At 37.7% G+C, this 21,110-nt stretch carries 1 protein-coding gene; it reads left to right on the top strand.

Annotation, left to right across the window (positions count from 1 at the left end; translation table 11 throughout):
- Window positions 1–50 precede the first annotated feature (50 nt).
- Window positions 51–21,071 carry a T9SS type B sorting domain-containing protein gene (locus AABD74_RS04745; RefSeq protein ID WP_406844828.1) on the top strand — a complete coding sequence of 7,007 codons (21,021 nt, stop codon included), beginning with the start codon at window positions 51–53 and terminating at the stop codon, window positions 21,069–21,071.
- The last annotated feature ends 39 nt before the right edge of the window (window positions 21,072–21,110 follow it).

The raw sequence follows: 21,110 nt of genomic DNA, 5'->3' as shown, positions 1-21,110 counted from the left end.
TTTTTGAATGCCCCTTCAAAAAACAACAGTTAAACTGAAACCATAGTAATATGAAAAAACCTACTACTTTAAAATTAGTTTTAACTGTATTATTTTTTATACAGAGTTTTATTATGTTCTCTCAAAAGAATTTCACTCCTCGTTTTGACACGAGTTTAAAAGGTGACATGCTTTTGATAGGTAATAATATTTTGAATAGAGATAACAATAGTAATGGCCAACGACCAAACGATGCCTTTAATTCTACGAACCAGAACAATAACGACCTTAATATGCAATATATTGATGTCGATAGTGATAATACCACTTTTAGTTCAAGTTCTGCTACTTTAGCTATTCCACAAACAAGTAGAGAATGTTATAAGATTGTTTACGCGGGGCTTTATTGGGCTGGTGTTTACAGTCAAGCTTCTGTAACTAATGGGACTGTAAATCGTGCCAATTTAGGTTCGATTAAGTTTAAGCTTCCTGGCCAGACCACTTATAATGATATTACAGGGTCGTTAATTTACGATTACTATCCTACAACGTCAAACGGTAGTCAGATGCCGTATGCATATTACTATGATGCAACAGCATTAGTGCAGGCATTAGCAAATCCTGAAGGAGTTTACACCGCAGCAAATATTATTTCAGGAAGAGGTGGTATAAATGGTGGTTTTGCAGCGGGCTGGAATTTATTTATAGTATATGAGGATCCAAAATCATCTGCAAAATATATTACATCTTTTGACGGTCTTAGTTGGATCCAGGCATCCAGCGCACCGGTAACTTATGATATTTCTGGATTCAAAACTATTCCAACAGGAGTTGTAAAAGCAAAATTAGCTTTTGCTGCTTTAGAGGGAGATGTTAATCTTACAGGAGATAAATATTCTATAAATAATACAGATATTTTTACTGCAGAGCGCCCAGTTAATAACTTCTTCAATAGTACAATTAATGACACTAACGGGCCTTATACAGCGAGAACTCCAAACAGCGGTAATACACTTGGTTTTGAAGCAGGTATTATAAACCTTAATAATGCTTCAAATTCAATTATTAAAAACAACGATACTTCGGCACAATTAAAGCTTAGTACTGTAGGAGATGGTTATGGACTTTTCTTCAATGCTTTTAACGTTGAAATTATTGAACCGAAAATTGTTTTAACTAAAATTGTAAAAAATAATGCCGGGGTAGATATTGGAGGCCAAAATGTTACTTTAGGCCAGCAGTTAAATTATGAAATTGGTTTTAAAAATACAGGTAATGATAATGCCACCGAGTTTACGATTAGAGACCAGCTGCCTATTAATATTATTTTTAATTATCCGGCAGATATTGTTTCGTTACCTACAGGGGTAACGGTACAAAGTTATAATGCTGCAACAAGAAATATTGTTTTTGCAGTAAACAACAACGTTGTTAAAGTTGGTGATCCTGAAAAAATTATTAGTTTCAAGGTTCAGGTTGTTCCTGATTGTCAAAGTTTAAGCGAGGCTTGTTCTAACAGTATTGACAACTCTGCTTATGCTACATACAAAGGGCAGCAAAACACTAGTTTTATAATTTCTGATGACCCGAGTGTTAATACCAATACAGGATGTATTTTAGTTCCAAAAGCTACAAACTTTTTAGTTGGGGTAGATGGTTGTAAATATACTTCGAATGTTACTTTATGTGGGGAGAACATTAATTTAACAGCTGCTAATGGTTATACATCTTATACGTGGTATAGTGATGAAGCAAGAACAAATCAAATAGGTACAGGACAAACATTAAATGTAAAAGATCCTGGAACGTATTATGTTTACAATCTTGCAGCTGCACCTTGTAGATCAATTTATCAATCATTTGTTGTAACAAGATTTGGAAGCACAGTAGAGAATCCGGTAATACCATTTGCAGATCAGGTAGTAACTTGTTCTAATGATGGAAAAAAATTACCAAATATTTTCTTGTGCGGTTCAAATGCAGTCAGACAAATTACTACAAGCATTTCTGATGCAACAAGTATTGTTTGGGAAAAATTAGATGAAGGAAGCTGTGCTGCTGTAACGAATCAGAATTGTGCCAACGAAAATACAGCCTGTACGTGGGCCAGTGTAGGTACCGGACAAAATTATACAGCAAACCAGGCGGGACAATTTCGAGTAACATTAAATTATGCGGGAGGATGTTTCAACCGTTTTTATTTTAATGTTTATACGAATTTGTTAACTCCAACAGAAACGCATAAGGATATTATTTGTGGTGTTTCCGGAAGTATTACGATTGGCGGAGTGCCGGCAGGGTACGAATATGCTATCAGTACAGATCCTAACGGAACGATTGGAGCATATCAGGCAAGTAATACTTTTAATATTACAAACCCAAATTCATATACTGTTCACATTAGACAAGTAGGTGTAACTACTAATCCATGTATTTTTACTGTTCCAAATATTCTTATTAGAAAAGTAGATTTACAGATTAGCACAGCTGTTACGCAGCCAACTTGTTATGGAGATAAAGGAAGTATAAAAGTTGGCGCTCTTAATATTGATCCGCAATATTATTATTACTTATATAATAATGCGACAAATGTCCTTATTAACAGTGCTGGTCCTATTGCGGCTTCAGATTATACTTTTGCAAATTTAAATCCCGGAATTACATATAGGGTAAGAGTTACAAATGCTGCTGTTGGTGGTACACCAGCCCCGACTTGTGATGTGTCAAGTGTTATTCCTATAAATAATATTGCCGCTCCTCTAGTTGCAACGGCTGCCTTAACAACTCCGCTTACGGCATGCAGCGATGGTAAAATTACTTTATCAGGTTCTGGAGGAACAGCTCCATATTTCTTCTTTGTAAACGGATCTGCTACTTTCCTTACTTCAAATGAAATTACTTTTACAACAGCAGGAACATACAATATTCGTTTAGTTGATTCTAATAACTGTGAGGCAACAACATCGATTACAGTTACAGGAAATCCTAAACCAGTTTACACTGTAACAAATACTGAAATTAATTGTAACGGTGGTACAGCTCAAATAAACATTAATGTTACAAACGCAAACGGATATACTTTACAATATAGTATTGATAATGGGGCTACATTTAGCAGTACTCCAGTTTTCTCTAATCTAACAGGCGGAACTTACAATGTTGTAGTTAGATATACTTTATCAGGAACAACTTGTACTGATCCTGCTACGAATATAACAATTACAGCTCCTGCAAATGCATTAAGTGCTTCTGCGGGTGTTTCTGAATTAGCAGGTTGTGATCCTTCTGGTAATGGTTTTGGTAAAGTACGTATTACAAACCCTCAAGGAGGAACTCCACCTTATACTTATAGTTTTGATGGAGGTACAACTTACGGAACTTCGAATGAAGCTTACGTAGCACCGGGAACTTATACACTTTATGTTAGAGATTCAAAAGGCTGTACATTCGCAATGCCGGGTGTTGTTTTAGATCCAAAACCGGCAGACCCTACAATTTCAGTTGACCCTCCGGTATTTAATTGTAACGGAACTGCAACAAGTACAGTAACGGTAACAAATGGAAGCGGAGCAAATTATAGTTATGAATATTATTTAGATAATGTTTTAAATACAAATACTCCTCCGAATGTTTTCTTAAATGTTCCATCGGGATCACATACGGTAAGCGTAAAATATAATTTGATTTCAGTACCAACTTATAGTAATTTATTACAAGAAGATTTTGGTTCTGGAGGAACTACAACAACTCCGGGTATTGCGGCGGCTTACTGTTTCAACGACCAAAGAGTAAACCCGCCATATACTTGTTCTTTAAATGGAACTCCAACTCGTTCTGTTGAAGATAACCAATATTCAGTTACGAGTTTCTTTTGGAGAAGTGATGATCCTGCTAGTAATAACACAGGAGCATGGTACCACTTTAAAGATCATACAACAAACCCTAATAACTTAGCAGGTGTTGGAGATGCAAACGGAAGATATTTATTAGTAAACATTGGAGGAGCAGCTGGACCTTACGGAGTTTTATATAGCAAACCAATTATTGATGTTATCCCAAATCAGCCGGTAATGGTCTCTTTGTATGTGGGTAACTTATTAAATACTGGTGCTAGTGGAGCAGCTCCAATTGTAAGATTTGAGCTGGTTGATGGTTCTGGTAATGTTGTAGCTACTCAGGATACGGGTAAAATTGCCGAAGCAGCAAATGACCCAAATAGAACAAAATGGGTTCCGATAAACATTTCACTAAACCCTGGAAATAACACAAACCTTACTTTTAGAATTCGTTCCGGAAGTATTGAATATGGTGGAAATGACTTAGTAATTGATGATATCTGGGTACGTCAGATTCCAAAATCGTGTATTACTCAAAAAGATTTCCCTATTGTTATCGACAGTAATAAAGCATTTTCGGCTTCTATAACAGGAGTTAAAAATGTTACTTGTAATGGAGGAAATAATGGAGAAATTACATTGGCAGCACAAAACTTTAATCTTCCTTATGGATTCGATTATTCTATGAATAATGGAACTACTTGGGTAAATTCTAAAGTATCTCCTGTAACAGTAACAGGTTTAACAAGTCAAACATACGCAATTCAGATACGTTTCAACAATAGCGCATCGACTTGTAGTTTCCCATTTTCGCAGCCTATTACTGCGCCTGCAGCATTAGCGGTTACAGCACAGGTTACGGCTCAGCCTACTTGTACAAACGGTGCTTCGATTACGGCTGCAGTAACTGGAGGAACACCAAGTTATCAATATGAGTTGAGACAATCTAACGGAACTACAGTTGTAGTACCATTTCAAACTTCAAATGTATTTACAAATGTTGCTTCAGGAACTTATACTGTGGTGGTTAGAGATACAAACTCTTGTACTTCTCCAGCTTCTGCAACTGTAAATATTACTTCTCCAATAGCGCCTACAGCTTCTTTGGCAGCGAGTTCAGATTTATGTTATGATACTACTAATCAATCAACACTTGTTGTTACAGCTACAGGAACAGGAACTTTAACTTATAGTTTAGACGGCGGGGCTGCACAAACATCAAATACATTTACGAATGTAGGCCCTGGTACACATAACATTGTTGTAACAGACAGTAATAATTGTACAGTAGCAGTTAGCAATATTATAATTGCCCCAGAATTACAAGGAAGTGCAACAATATCTAAAACTTTAGATTGTACTACATCTCCAAACGCTGCTATTACAGTTTCTATTACTGGAGGTACAAGTGCCTTTACTTATAAAGTTAAAAAAGGCTCTGCAGCTTACGGCTCCAGTAATCCTGTAACCGGTAATTCATTTGTTTATACTGCTACATCAGCAGATACTTATACTTTCGAAATTACAGACTCAAAAGGTTGTGTTACTACTGTTAATGCAATAGTCAGCCCTATTACAAATCCTACCGTTACTGCCAACCCAACACAAATTACTTGTAATGGTTTAACAAATGGAAGTGTACAGTTAATAGGTGCTGGTGGTTCAGGAGGATATCAATATAATTTTAATAATGCAGGCTGGTCATCAACTTCTTTATACTCTAATTTAAGTCCAAATGTTGATTATACTTATTTGGTTAGAGATAGTAAAGGATGTACTTCTACAAGTGCTATTATAAGATTAACTCAACCAACTGCTGTATCAGGAACAATAACTGCTACAACTATTAAATGCAGCGGTACAGGTACAGTACCTGCAGTAGTTACGGTTAATGGCGCTGGGGGAACAGGTGCTTATAGTTATAGCTTTAATGGAACAGCAAACTTTACTAGTACAAATACATTTTCTACATCTACGGCTGGTGTAGTTACTGCTTATATTAGAGATGCAAATAATTGTCAGATAGGGCCTTTATCGGTTACTATTGATGCTTTAGACAGAATTACAGGAATTAACATAACAGATAGCGGGTACGATTGTTCTACAAATCCTCCTGGAGGTCATGTAAATATTGCTGCAGTAAAAGTAGATGTTTCTGCACCAATTCGTTATCAGATAATTTCTGGTCCTGCAGGATATGATTCTGCTATAAATTCAGATGGCGAATTTAAATCGTTAACACCTGGTAATTATGTTTTTCAGGCAACTGATATTAAAACAGGCTGTTCTTTCACATTGCCTTACACAGTAAATGGAACTCCGGATATTATAACTGGTGGTTCTGCGTTAACAAATATTCAATGTAATGGAGGAACAGGAACACTTCAGTTTACTGTAAACGGTGTTAAAAACAGAGGTTATGATTACGCTATAACAAATGCGGGAGGAACTATTATTCAATCAGGAAATAACGTTTCTGAAACAACTACAGTAATAAATGTTACTGCTGCTCAGCCAGCAGGTACATATACAATTACTGCAACAGACAGATTAACTAAATGTCAGTCAGCATTTTCAGTTACAATAACTCAGCCAAGTTCTCTTGTAGATTTTACTGCGGTTTCAACTAATGTAAATTGTAATAATGATAATTCACAAATTACGGTTACAGCAACTGGCGGTACACCAAATTATACTTACGCTTTTGCGAAAAACCCATCAACAGTTCCAACATCAACTTACGGAAATAGTGCTGTTTTAACAGTAGATACTAATTCTGGAGCTGATTTAGTTTGGGACGTTTATGTAAAAGACGTAAATGGCTGTACAACGAAAAAGACTGTTACTATTGTTAGTGATAATTTACCAAGTGTAACTGCGACAAACAATAATCAATGTACAGGTTCAGGAAATTCATTTACGATTACTGCTTCGGGAACAGGATTGGCTCCGTTGACATACAGCATTGATGGAACTTCTTTCCAGACATCAAATACATTTACAGTACCAGCAGGAACTTATACAGTAACTGTAAAAGATAAAAATGGATGTACAGCAGCAACAGCAGCGGCATTAGTTATTTATCCGCAATTAACGGCTGTAGGTTCTGTTACAAAAGAATTAGATTGTACAGTTACTCCAAACGCAACAATTACAGTTACAATTGGCGGCGGTAGATCTACATATACTTACACAGTACAAAAAGGAGCAGGAGCTCCAAGTGCAGCAAGCACACCTATTACCGGACCAACATTTACTTATACAGTTACTTCTGCAAATGCAGATACTTATACATTTGTAATTACAGATGCTAATGGATGTCAGGCTACAGCGGTAACTAAGGTAGACCCTATTACAAGTCCAACAGTTACAGCTGTTCAGACCAATGCAAGCTGTAATGGTGCTGCAGATGGTTCAGTTACTTTAACAGGTGCTGGAGGATCAGGCGGATTCACATACAGCAACAATGCGACGACAGGATTTACTACTAATCCGGTATTTAACGGATTGGCAGCAGGTTCATATACTTTCTATGTAAAAGACAGTAAAGGATGTACAGGATCAGCAGCGGTTACCATTACTCAGCCAAGTACTTTGGCCGCAACAGTTGCTGTAGTTCCATTTACATGTAATGCTTCAAATGCTAAAGTAGCAGGAACAGTTACAATTAATGTTACTGCAGGTACAGGAACCGCTCCTTATGAATATAGTTTTAACGGAAGCGGATACAGCTCAAATAATGTATTAACATTAAATGACAACGGAGCTAATCAGCCATATACATACGCTGTTAGAGATGCAAAAGGCTGTCCGGTAACAGGTTCAGGAACTTTATTGAGACTAAACCCTCCAACAGATTTAACTTTTGCTTCGCCAGCGGTTACTTGTACAGCTACAACTACTACAGTTACAGTAACGGCTGTAAACGGAGTTGGAGCTTTACAATATGAGACAATTGCTCCATCGACAGTAATCATTGCTAAACAAACATCAAACTCATTTGCAAACCTTGCACCTGGATCTTATACTTTCAGAGTTACAGATGCAAACGGATGTTATTATACAGAACCTTACATTGTAAATCCGGTTACTCCAATTGCAATTACAGGAAATAAAACAAGTGATGTTTTATGTAGAGGAGGTTCAACAGGATCTGGAATTTATACAGTTTCTGGTAATGCCACAGTTGGTGCTTATACATTTACTTTAACAGCAGGAACTTTAGGTTCAGGAACATTAACACAATCAGGAAATACATTAACATTATCAAATGTTGCTGCAGGAACTTATACTGTTCAGGTTACAGATACTGCAACAGGATGTACTAATTCTGCAAGTATTGTTATTGGCCAGCCAGCGGCTGCTCTAGCAATTACTACAGCAGTAGGAACTAATGTAAATTGTAATAATGATAATTCACAAATTACAATTACTGCAACAGGCGGCACACCAAATTATACATACGCTTTCGCGAAAAGCCCGTCAACAGTACCGTCATCGGCTTATGGCGCTAGTAATGTTTTAACGGTAGATACTAATTCTGGAGCTGATTTAGTTTGGGATGTTTACGTGAAAGATGCAAATGGCTGTATTGCTAAATCTACAGTTACAGTTATTTTGGATGCAATGCCGGCAATAACTAACGTAACGGTTAATAATCAATGTACTGCTTCTGGAAGCGGATTCACTATTACTGCAACGGCTACAGGTTTAGCACCATTAACTTATGGAATTGCCGGTCCAACAGGAGCATTCCAGACAAGTAATATTTTTACCGTAGCTGCAGGAACTTATACAGTTTATGTAAAAGATAAAAACGGTTGTATTACTTCGGCTCCGGCTGCAACAGTAGTTTACCCGCAATTAACAGCAGCAGGTACAGTTACAAAAGAACTAGATTGTACAGCTGCTCCAAACGCAACAATTACAGTTACAATTGGCGGCGGTAGATCTACATATACTTACACAGTACAAAAAGGTGCTGGTACACCAAGTGCTGCAAGTGCACCTATTACGGGGCCTACATTTACATACACAGTAACGCCTGCAAATGCAGATACTTATACATTTGTAATTACAGATTCTAACAGCTGTACAAGAACTGCAGTTGTTACAGTTTCTCCAATTACAAACCCAACAGTTACGGCTGTTCAGGTAAATGCAAGCTGTAATGGCGCTGCAGATGGTTCAGTTACTTTAACAGGGGCCGGAGGATCAGGCGGATTTACATATAGCAACAATGTTGCTGGACCATTTACTTCTAATCCGGTATTTACAGGATTAGTGGCAGGTTCTTATACTTTCTACGTAAAAGACAGTAAAAACTGTTCCGGATCAGCAGCGGTTACAATTACGCAGCCTGTAACATTAGCCGCAACAGTAGTTGAAGTTCCATTCTCTTGTAATGCTTCAAATGCTAAAGTAGCAGGAACAGTTACTATTAATGTTACTGCAGGTACTGGAACTGCTCCTTACGAATACAGTTTTAATGGAAGCGGATATAGTTCAAATAATGTATTAACATTAAATGATAATGGAGCTAACCAGCCTTATACATACTCAGTTAGAGATGCAAAAGGCTGTCCGGTAACAGGTTCAGGAACTTTATTGAGATTAAACCCTCCTACAGACTTAACTTTTGCTGCTCCGGCAGTTACTTGTACAGCTACAACAACTACTGTTACTTTAACAGCGACTAATGGTGTTGGAACTTTACAATACGAAACAATTGCTCCATCACCGGTAATCGTTCCTAAACAAACATCTAATGCTTTTGCAAATCTTGCACCAGGTACTTACATGTTTAAAGTTACTGATGCAAACGGATGTTATTATACAGAATCATATACAGTTAATCCGGTAACTCCAATTACTGTTTTGGCGAGTAAATTAAGTGATGTATTATGTAACGGAGGCAATACAGGGTCTATAAGATTAACTGTTGGTGGTTTCGGCTCTACATATTCTTATACAGTTAATGGAGGTACAGCCGTAACGGGGGTTAGTACAGGAACTGTGACTCTACCAAATTTAACAGCTAATACTTATGCAATTGTTGTTACTGATGAAGTGACGGGTTGTACTGCAAACACTTCAATAATAATTAATCAGCCGGCAGCTGCATTATCTGCTACATACACAGCAGTAAATGCAAACTGTTTTGTGAGTACTTCTGCAGTGACAGTTACTGCAGCTGGAGGAACACCAATATACAGATATTCATTTGTTCAGGATGGCGCTCCGGCAGGAACTTATTCTAACAACAATAATGCAAACTTAGATCCAGCGGTTAACTTAAACTGGGATGCTTATGTAATTGATGCTAACGGATGTACATTTAAATTAGATATTACGATTTCTCAAGATGCTGTTCCAACTGTTACAGCTTCTGCTGCGGGTCAATGTTTTGGTGTAGGAAGTTATACTATTACTGCGACTCCGGGAGCTGGATTAGTAGCACCATTGAGCTACAGTATTAACGGCGGGGCTTCATATCAGGCAGGAAATACTTTTGTTATTACTACTCCGGGAAGCTATACGATTAGAATTAAGGATGGTAACGGATGTACTGCAGATAGTAATGTTGTTATTGTAAATAACGCATTAACACTAAATGCTGTATTAGACAAAGATATTACATGTTCAGCACCAACAGATGCTCAGGTTACTTTGACACCAGCGGGTGGAATCGGGCCATTTACTTATACAGCTTCTCCTAACATAGGATCATTTGCAGGAAATGTGTTTACTACTAACTCTGCAGGTTCATATACTTTCACAGTAACTGACTCTAGAGGATGTACAGCAACATCTGCTGCAGTTATCGTTACTACTCCGGTATTACCAGAGATAACAGGGGTTACACAGACACAAAGTATAAATTGTAATGGAGATGCTACTGCAGCAATTGCTATTACAATTGATAATACAAAAGGACAGGCACCATTTGTATATACTGTTTTAAACACAACTACTGGTGTTAATTATGGTACGCAAACATCTGGTATAACTTCAGGTAATTATTTAATTACGGTTACTGACGCTAAAGGATGTACAGATACAGATAATATTTTTATTGCACAGCCTACACCAATTGTTGTAAGTAGAACGATCACTCCGATTACTTGTGGAGCTGGAGGAGTTTCTTTAGGATCTATTACTATTAATTCAGTTTCTGGAGGTACACCAAACTATACTTATCACGTAACAGGTGTAAACGGTTATAATAAACAAATTACAGGTCAAACAGGAGCTACAGCTGTATTTGAAGTTGTTGACTTTGGTTTATATCAAATTATTATTACTGATGCGAATGGATGTACAAATATTGAACAGAATGTATTTGTTGCGTCACCGCCAGATGATTTAGATATTACGGTAACAGCTCCACCAGCAGACTGTTCTTCATTAGGATCAGCAGTAGTAGCTATTGGTGCTGCATCTACTAATATTACAGGTAACGGTCCATTCCACTTCGCTGTTTACACAGGTCCGGGAATGACTTATACTGCTCCAACAACTTTACCATGGTATGATGAAGACGTTTTGGGAGTTCCGGCAGGAGTAAATCCAGGAAGTAAAAAAACAACGATACCAAATTTATTGCCAGGAGTTAAATATACTTTTATTGTACATGATGCAGGAACAGGCTGCTACTATTATGAAACAGCTACAATGCCTATCCCTACAAATTCTACTTTAACGGTAAGTGGATTAGCTGCTAATAATGTTACTTGTAAAGGAAGCAACAACGGAAATGTTTCACTTACAATAAATAGCACATACCCAATTGCAACACCAATTAGTTATGAGATATTCAACTCATTTACTATGGTTTCTACAGGGGTTACTGGAACAGGAACGGTTCCTGCTAATGGTTCACTTACACTTAGCAACATAGGTGCATTAGGCTTTGGAAATTATGTTGTTGTAATTAGAGAAACTGCAGGTGGTACAAATGCAGGATGTAGTATTGCTACAAATACATTCAACATTACAGAATCTGCTATTGATTTATCAGTTACAGCTTCAGTTACTAAAAATGCAAATTGTAATCCAAACTCTGGTATAATTACAGCTGTTGCAAAAGACGGAACAGCTCCATATACTTACCAATTATTATTGTCTACAGATCCTGCACCAACAGCAGCTTCTGCAGGTTGGGCTTCTGCAAATACATTTAACAGAAATGCAGGAAATTATATTGCTTATGCAAAAGATGCTTATGGCTGTATTAAATTCGCAGCTGTTACATTAAATAAAGATGCTGATCCTACAATTACAGCTCCTGCTGAAATTTGTTATGACGGTAATCCATTCACAATTGCAATTTCTGGAACAGTTGATCCTGCAATTGTTGGCGGGGCTACTTATAGCGTAAACGGAAGCACTTTCCAAACAAGTCCAAACTTTACGTTTAATGCTTCAGGTACTTATACTTTAGTAATTAAAGACGGTAATGGCTGTACCGCTACAACTACTTATGAAGTTAAACCGCAATTACAATTAAATGCTGCATTAACTAAAGAGTTAGATTGTACCGTAACTCCAAATGCTGAAATTACATTAACAGCAACAGGAGGTTACAATACAGCATACACTTATGAATATTCTACAGATGGTGGTCTTACATATACATTAATGCCATCAAATGTTCTATCAACTAGTGTTTTAGCAAATTATACTTTTAGAGTTAGTGATGCTAAATTGCCAACAGCATGTCAGGCGACAACTACTTTAACATTAGATCCTATCCAATCTACTGTATTTACTACAGTTCAAACAAATGTTAGCTGTAATGGAGGTTCAGATGGAACTATTACTGTAAATGTTACTTCAGGTGTTGGTCCTTACCAATACCAATTAGATGGTGGAACTTTCCAAACATCAAATGTATTTACAGGATTAACAGCAGGTACTGCATATATTATCACTGTAAGAGATGCTAAATCTTGTGATTATCCAAGCGCACCAATTACAATAACAGAACCAACAGCTTTAACAGCAACTTCTGTTTTAACAACAGGACTAACATGCGCTGCAGGAAATGTACCAACAAAAGCAGTAGTTACTGTAACAGCTGCAGATGGTACTGCTCCATATTTATACAGTTTTGATGGCGGAACAACTTATACAAGTACAAATACATACGAAGCTTTTGCCGGAACAACATTCAACGTTTTAGTTAAAGATGCTAAAGGATGTATATTTACTTTAACAAATGGTGTTAATATTCCAGCGTTAAATCCGCCAACAATTACAAATATTACAGGAACACCAATTTATTGTGCTCCAGCGGCAAGTACTACAAGTACAGTTACAATCACCACTACAAATGGTGTTGGTACTTTAGCTTACGCAATTTTATCTCCTGCTAGTGCAACTTCAAACGTTTCAGGTGCTGCCAGCGGAATATTCACTTCATTAGCTCCGGATACTTACTTATTTGAAGTAACTGATGCTAACGGATGTAAAGATCAAAAATCATATACTGTTGATCCGGTAACTAATATTACAGTTGCAGGTCAATTAGTAAGTAATGTAGTTTGTAACGGAGACGGCAATGGTGCAGTTAAATTTACAGTTGCGAACTTTGGAGGTACTTATACTGCTGCATTAACAGCAGGAACAGGTACAGTAGCTCAGACAGGTAATATAGTTGACGTTACAGGATTAGTTCCTGGAACATATACTCTTGAAGTTACAGATGATGTTACACAATGTACAGCAACTGCTTCAGTAATTGTAACTGAGCCAGCAGTTCTAAACCTTAACTTGGTGAGCAATGTAAATGCAAATTGTAATTTTGGTGCAAAAGTTGAAGTTATTGCTTCAGGTGGAACACCAAACTATACTTATGCATTCGTTCAGGATGGTGTTGCTCCAGTAGCTGCAGATTATACAAATAGCGTAAGCGCTGTATTAGCTCCGGCAACAAACACTCAATGGGATGTTTACGCAAAAGATGCAAACGGATGTATCGTTAAACGCGATGTAACAATTGCTACAGATGCATTGCCAACAATTAATTCATCAGCTGGATTGTATTGTTACACAGGAGGTCCGGTGCCAATTACAATTACAGGAACTTATGTTGGAACTCCAACATACAGCATTGGTAACGGATACCAAGCTAGTCCTAATTTTGTATTGAATGCACCAGGAAACTACACATTCTATATTAAAGATGGTAATGGCTGTATCGTTTCAAGCCCTTATACATTAAATCAGGAATTATTATTACAAGCTGCTTTAACACAAGATTTAACTTGTGCAGGATCAGCTAGTATTACATTATTGGCAACTCAGGGAACAACTACTTATACAGGATTTGAAGTTGACTTTAACGGAGGCGGATATGTTGCTGCAACATCACCTTATACTGCAGCAGCTGATGGAACTTATACTTTCAGAGTAACAGACAGTCAGGGATGTCAGGCAGTTTCTATTCCGGTAGTAGTTACGCCAACAACAACTCCAACAGCAACATTAGCGCAAACTAACGTAAGCTGTATAGGAGGAAATGACGGAAGTATCATTGTTACTGCTGCAAATGGTATTACTCCATATCAGTATAGTATCAATGGAGGAGCTTTCCAGGCTTCAAATATATTCACAGGATTAACTGCAGGAACATACAACATTGTTGTGCGTGATGCTAAACAATGTTCTTCAGTAAGCGTACAAGCTACAATTACTGAGCCTACAGCTCTTGCTGCAACAGCTGTGTTGACACAAGGCTTAACTTGTGGTACAGGAAATGCGACTCAGCCGGCAGTTGTTACAATCAATGTAACTGCAGGTACTGGAACAGCGCCTTACCAATACAGTTTCAATGGCGGAACAAATTACAGTACAACAAATACGTTGACTACTTATAATTCAGGAACAGTTACAGCTTATGTAAAAGATGCTAACAACTGTATCATTGCTGTGCCGGTTACTATCACTATCCCAGCGTTAAATGCGCCGACAAATATGGATATCACAGGAACACCTATTTATTGTGCTCCAGCGGCTAGTACAACAAGTACAGTTACAATTAGTAACGTAATCAACGGTGTAGCACCACTTCAATATGAGATTCTTTCTCCAATTGTTGTGGCGAAACAAACTTCAGCGGTATTTGCAGGATTAACTGCAGACACTTACTTATTCCAGGTGACTGACGCTAACGGTTGTACTTATCAGGAATCATATACTATTAATCCGGTAACTAACATTACGGTTGCGGGTCAGTTAGTAAGTGACGTTACTTGTAACGGAAATGCAAATGGAGCAGTTAAATTTACTGTTGCAAATTACACAGGTACTTATACAGCAGTATTAACAGCGGGAACAGGTACAGTAGCTCAAACAGGAAATACTGTAAATGTTACAGGATTAGTTCCTGGAACATATACTCTTGAAGTTACAGATGATGTTACACAATGTACAGCAACTGCTTCAGTAGTTGTGGCTCAGCCAGCAGTTCTAAACCTTAACTTGGTGAGCAATGTAAATGCAAATTGTAATTTCGGTGCTAAAATTGAAGTTATTGCTTCAGGCGGTACTCCAGTTTATAAATATGTGTTCGTTCAGGATGGAGTTACTCCAAATGTTTTAGATTACGATACTGTTGCAAACGCTGTATTAGACCCAACTGTAAATACTCAATGGGATGTTTATGCAATGGATGCAAACGGATGTACAACTAAACTTGATGTAACAATTGCTACAGATGCATTGCCAACAATTAATTCATCAGCTGGATTGTATTGTTATACAGGTGGACCAGTGCCAATTACAATTACAGGAACTTATGTTGGAACTCCAACATACAGCATTGGTAACGGATACCAGTCAAGCCCTAATTTTGTATTGAATGCGCCAGGAAACTATACATTCTATATTAAAGATGGTAATGGCTGTATCATTTCAAGTCCTTATACATTAAATCAGGAATTATTATTACAAGCTGCTTTAACACAAGATTTAACTTGTGCAGGATCTGCTGTTATCACATTATTGGCAACTCAGGGTACTCATACTTATGCAGGATTTGAGGTTGACTTTAACGGAGGCGGATATGTTGCAGCAACATCACCTTATACTGCAGCAGCTGATGGAACTTATACTTTCAGAGTAACAGACAGTCAGGGATGTCAGGCAGTTTCTATTCCGGTATTAGTTACGCCAACAACAACTCCAACAGCAACATTTACACAAACAAACGTAAGCTGTGTAGGAGATAATGACGGAAGTATCATTATTACTGCTGCTAATGGAGTTATTCCATATGAGTACAATATCAATGGAGGAGCTTTCCAGGCTTCAAATATATTCACAGGATTAACTGCAGGAACATACAACATTGTTGTGCGTGATGCTAAACAATGTAGTTCAGTAAGCATACCAGTCACTATAACTGAGCCTGCCGCTCTTGCTGCAACAGCTGTGCTGACACAAGGATTAACTTGTGGTGCAGGAAATGCTGCTCAGCCGGCAGTGGTTACAATCAATGTAACCGCAGGAACAGGAACAGCACCTTACCAATACAGTTTCAACGGAGGAACAAATTATAGTGCAGCAAATACATTTACAACGTATAATGAAGGAACAGTTACAGCTTATGTAAAAGATGCTAATAACTGTACAATTGCTGTACCGGTAAGTATTACAATTCCGGCACTAGATCCTCCAACAATCGATTCTGTAACAGGAACAGATATTTGGTGTACACCAGCCGCAAACACAACAAGTACAGTTACTGTAACTGTTTCAAATGGTGTTGGTGCTTTACACTACGAGATTCTTTTACCGGCAAGTGCAGTTACTAATGTTTCTGGAGCAGCAAACGGAATATTTACTGGTCTTACAGCAGATACTTATTTATTCCAGGTAACTGATGAAAACGGATGTAAAGACGAGATGTATTACACTGTTGATCCGTTAGAAAATATTACAATTGCAGGTCTGTTAGTTAATGACGTAAGTTGTAATGGCGGTTCAAATGGATCAGTGAAATTTGATGTTGATAACTTTAGCGGTGCTTATACAGCTGCTTTAATTGGAGGGCCGGCAACAGGAACTCTGACACAAGTTGGAAAAGTAGTAACTTTAACAAACTTACCAGTAGGCACATATACTGTAGAAGTTACAGACACTACATCAGGATGTACAGCTTCTGCTTCTGTAATTGTTGGTGAGCCGTCAGCATTAACATTGACTGTGGCTTCAAATGTAAATGCTAATTGTAATTCAGGTGCTCAGGTTAGCGTAACAGCAGCAGGAGGAACGCCAAATTATCAATATGCTTTCGTTGCAGGCGCAGGAACACCAACAGCAGCAGATTATACAAACAGTAATAGCGCTGTTTTAGATCCGGCTGTTAACTTAAACTGGAGAGCATATGTTTTAGATTTAAAAGGTTGTGAAACATTTATCCCAATAACAATTGCGGTAGATCCATTACCAAGTGCAATAACAGCTAATGTTACAAGCCAATGTCCTACGGCAGCAGGTGAATATACATTTACAGTTACTGTTGGTTCTGGTGTTGCACCTTACGAATACAGTATTGGAGCTGGTTTCCAAACAAGTCCAACATTTACTGTAAACGCTGCTGGAACATACGATATAACAGTAAGAGATGCAAACGGATGTACAGCAACAGCAGCAGCTGCAGTAACTATTTCTCCAGCTTTACAGTTAGAGACTACAGTTACAACATTACCAAGTTGTACATTTAATAATGGTGTAATTACTGCAACTGCTACAGGCGGTTCTGCACCAGCAAATTATAGATATACTTTAGACGGAGGTGTAATTGTAAACACAACACCGGCAGTATTTAATAACGTTGCTCCTGGTACACACGTTATCAGAGTAAGAGACGTATTAACTACATGTACTTTTGATGTTACGATTGAAATTGCTCCGGCAACAGTTATCACAGGATTAGCCTTAGTTGGAACTAATGTTTCATGTAGAGGTAATTCAGATGGTTCAATCACGGCTAACATAGCTCCAAGTGCACCAGGTGTAAATGATAACCCTGTTTATACGTATACATTAACAGGAACTACAGTTTTAGGAGCAGCGGTTAACATACCAGCTCAAACTCAAAACATTTTTGATAACCTTCAGGCTGGAGATTATACTGTAACCGTAACTTCTGGAAGAGGCTGTGTTGATTCTGAGGATATTAGAATTCTAGAACCAAATGTAATTACAGTTAACGCACCAGTTATCACACAATACAATTGTACAACAGGAACAAATACTTCTAACTATGCAGTTATTACAGTAAATAATGTTACCGGTGGTTCTGGAACTTATACAATTTATGAGTTCTTTAAAAATGGTATTCTGGTTCAGAAAGGTGCTGACAATGCTTATACAGAATCAGACTTTACTGGAGGAAATTACACTGTAAACGTTTACGATGATAAAGGATGTATGGGATCAAGTACAGGAACAATCACTGTTAATCCATTCATTCGTTTAGATGAAATAAATGTGGCTGTAAATACTGCAGTAACTTGTATTTCTAACGAAGATATTACAGTAACTGTAACTTCAATAGGAGGAACACCAGCATTATTAAATTATAATGTTGCCGGAACGGATGGAAACACATACAATCAGTCAAATACAAATGGAGTTTTCACAGGACTAACTATCGGAAATTATTTAATTACCGTTACAAACCCTGCAACAGGATGTTCAATTGTACAAGCACATTATGTTAATGATCCTAATACTTTCGATATTAATGTAACGCCAGTTAACGGACAAATCTGTTACGGTACTGCAAACGGAAGCGTTGATTTAACTTTTGTAGACAATCAGTTAAACCCAACAAATGATGCAGGTGCATTCAACTATGTAATTACAGGACCAGTTCCTAGCAATGGAACTTCTGCAAATGCCGGCCCGGTTAGAATTTCTAACCTAACTGCTGGTCAATACACAGTTGTTGCAACACTAGTAAATAACCCATTCTGTACAGTTTCTGCATTGTTCACAATAGAACAGCCTACAGCAGCTCTTACAGTAACAACAGCGAAATCTGATATTACTTGTGTAACAGGAAATAACGACGGTGAAATCACTGCTTCAGCAGCAGGTGGATGGGATAATAAATACGAATACCAATTGGTATTGAACGGTACAACATTAGTTGATTACTCAGCTCAATTTGTATGGTCAGGATTATCAGCAGGTAACTATACAATTAACGTTAGAGATAATGTTGGATGTATCGCTACAGCAACAGAAGTATTAGTTGTTCCAGCACCAATCGTGGTTACTGCAGCAGCAAGTGCTACAACACTAACTTGTTTTGGTGATAAAACTGCAGTAATTACAGTTGATCCTCCAACAGGTGGCCAAGGAAGTAACTATCAGTATACTTTAAATATTCTTTCAGCAAATCCAGTTATTACATCTGGACCACAGCTTAGTCCAGTTTTCACAGGATTAGGCGCTGGAACTTACAGTATCACTGTTACTGACGGATTTAGTTGTTCTGCAACTTCAACAAACATTGTGATTAGTGAACCAACTGAAGTTATTCCAACTTTAGTAGAAGCTACTTCACAAACATGTTTAACTCAGGCAACACTTACTTTAAGTGCGGTGGGCGGAACAGCTCCTTATACTTATAGTACTGATGCTAATTTTGGAACAACTATTGGAACATTCAATGCATCAGTTACCTTCCCGGTTGCTGTTGGTAAATACAGCTACTTTGTAAAAGATGCTGTTGGATGTGTTGGGTATGTTTCTAATGAAATCGTAATTGATCCTCTTGAACCGCTTGATATTGATGTTGATGTTACAAATGCAGTTGTAAAATGTACAGGCGAAGCTACAGGAGTTATCGTAGCTGAGGCTAAAGGAGGTTTAGGAAACTATATCTATAGACTAGAGGATACTGCAGGAAACATTATCCAAGGTCCTAAAGACAACGGTATTTTTGAAGATTTAGTAATTGGTGATTACATTGTTAAAGTTGAAAGCGGAGATTGTGATGACACTTCTGCTACAATTACAATCAACGAACCGCCGGTTGCTTTACAAGCTCAGTTTACACCAACTAATGTTTCATGTTTCGGTGAAAACAATGGTAAAATTGTAGTAACAGCAACAGGTGGAACTGGAGTTATTAAATATGCAATCTCACCAGATTTGAATCAGTTTGATACAATCAGTGTTTTTGAAAAACTTGCTCCAGGAACATACACTGTAATTGCACAAGATGAAAACGGATGTTATGTAATGACAGACGTGATAATCACGCAGCCTGCAGCGCCGCTTATAGTTACGCCAGGTTCAATATTAGGTGAACAATGTAAAGGAGATTTAAATGGTGAGTTTACAATTGATATAACAGGAGGAACTGCTCCATATACTGTAAGTCTTGACGTATTAGCAGGTCCTTATAGTCCGGTAACAGGAACACAGCATACATTCGATAACCTTGCAGGAGGGAACCATACCGCTTATGTTAAAGATGCAAATGGTTGTAACTATGAAGTTACGGTTCTTGTGCCGCTGCCAGTTGATATCGACCCTAAAGCAGATGTTGTTTATGGTTGCGAAACTAATACTGTTACAGTAACTATAGATCCATCTGTAGATTCTAACGAAGTTGATTATGCTCTGGACGTTCAGGCTGGTCCATATCAATTAGAGAATGAGTTTAAAGATGTTGCTCCTGGTACACACGTAATTTATGCCAGACATACTAACGGATGTATTCAGCCAACAGCAAGTTTCACAATCGAGGCATTTGACGAATTAGATATTCAATTAGCTGCCGGACAACCGGAAATGAACGTAATTTCAGTTGTTGGTATAGGCGGAAGACCGGCTTATGAATACAGCATCAACGGTGGTCCATTTACATCTGAAAGTAAATTCAAAATCTACCAGTCTGGTGATTATGTAATAACTGTAAGAGATCAAAACGGATGTACAGATACAATTACGGTTCCAATGACATATATTGATGTTTGTCTTGACAATTACTTTACACCAAACGGTACTCACGATGGATGGGGACCTGGTTGTACAAATATTTACACTAATCTTGAGTTTGCGATCTTTGATAGATACGGACGTCAGATTGCTAAATATCATTATGGTCAAAAATGGGATGGTAGATACAATGGCGAGGAATTACCAACAGGTGATTACTGGTATGTTCTTAAACTTAATGACGTGAATGATGCAAGAGAGTTTGTTGGACATTTCACTTTATACAGATAACAAAATATAGCCCCTTATGATGTTATCTAAAAAAATTAT

The sequence above is a fragment of the Flavobacterium soyae genome, assembly GCF_045348165.1.
GTDB lineage: Bacteria > Bacteroidota > Bacteroidia > Flavobacteriales > Flavobacteriaceae > Flavobacterium > Flavobacterium soyae.
Note: the sequence above shows the minus strand (reverse complement) of the source record. Positions and strands in the feature narration are given on the sequence as shown.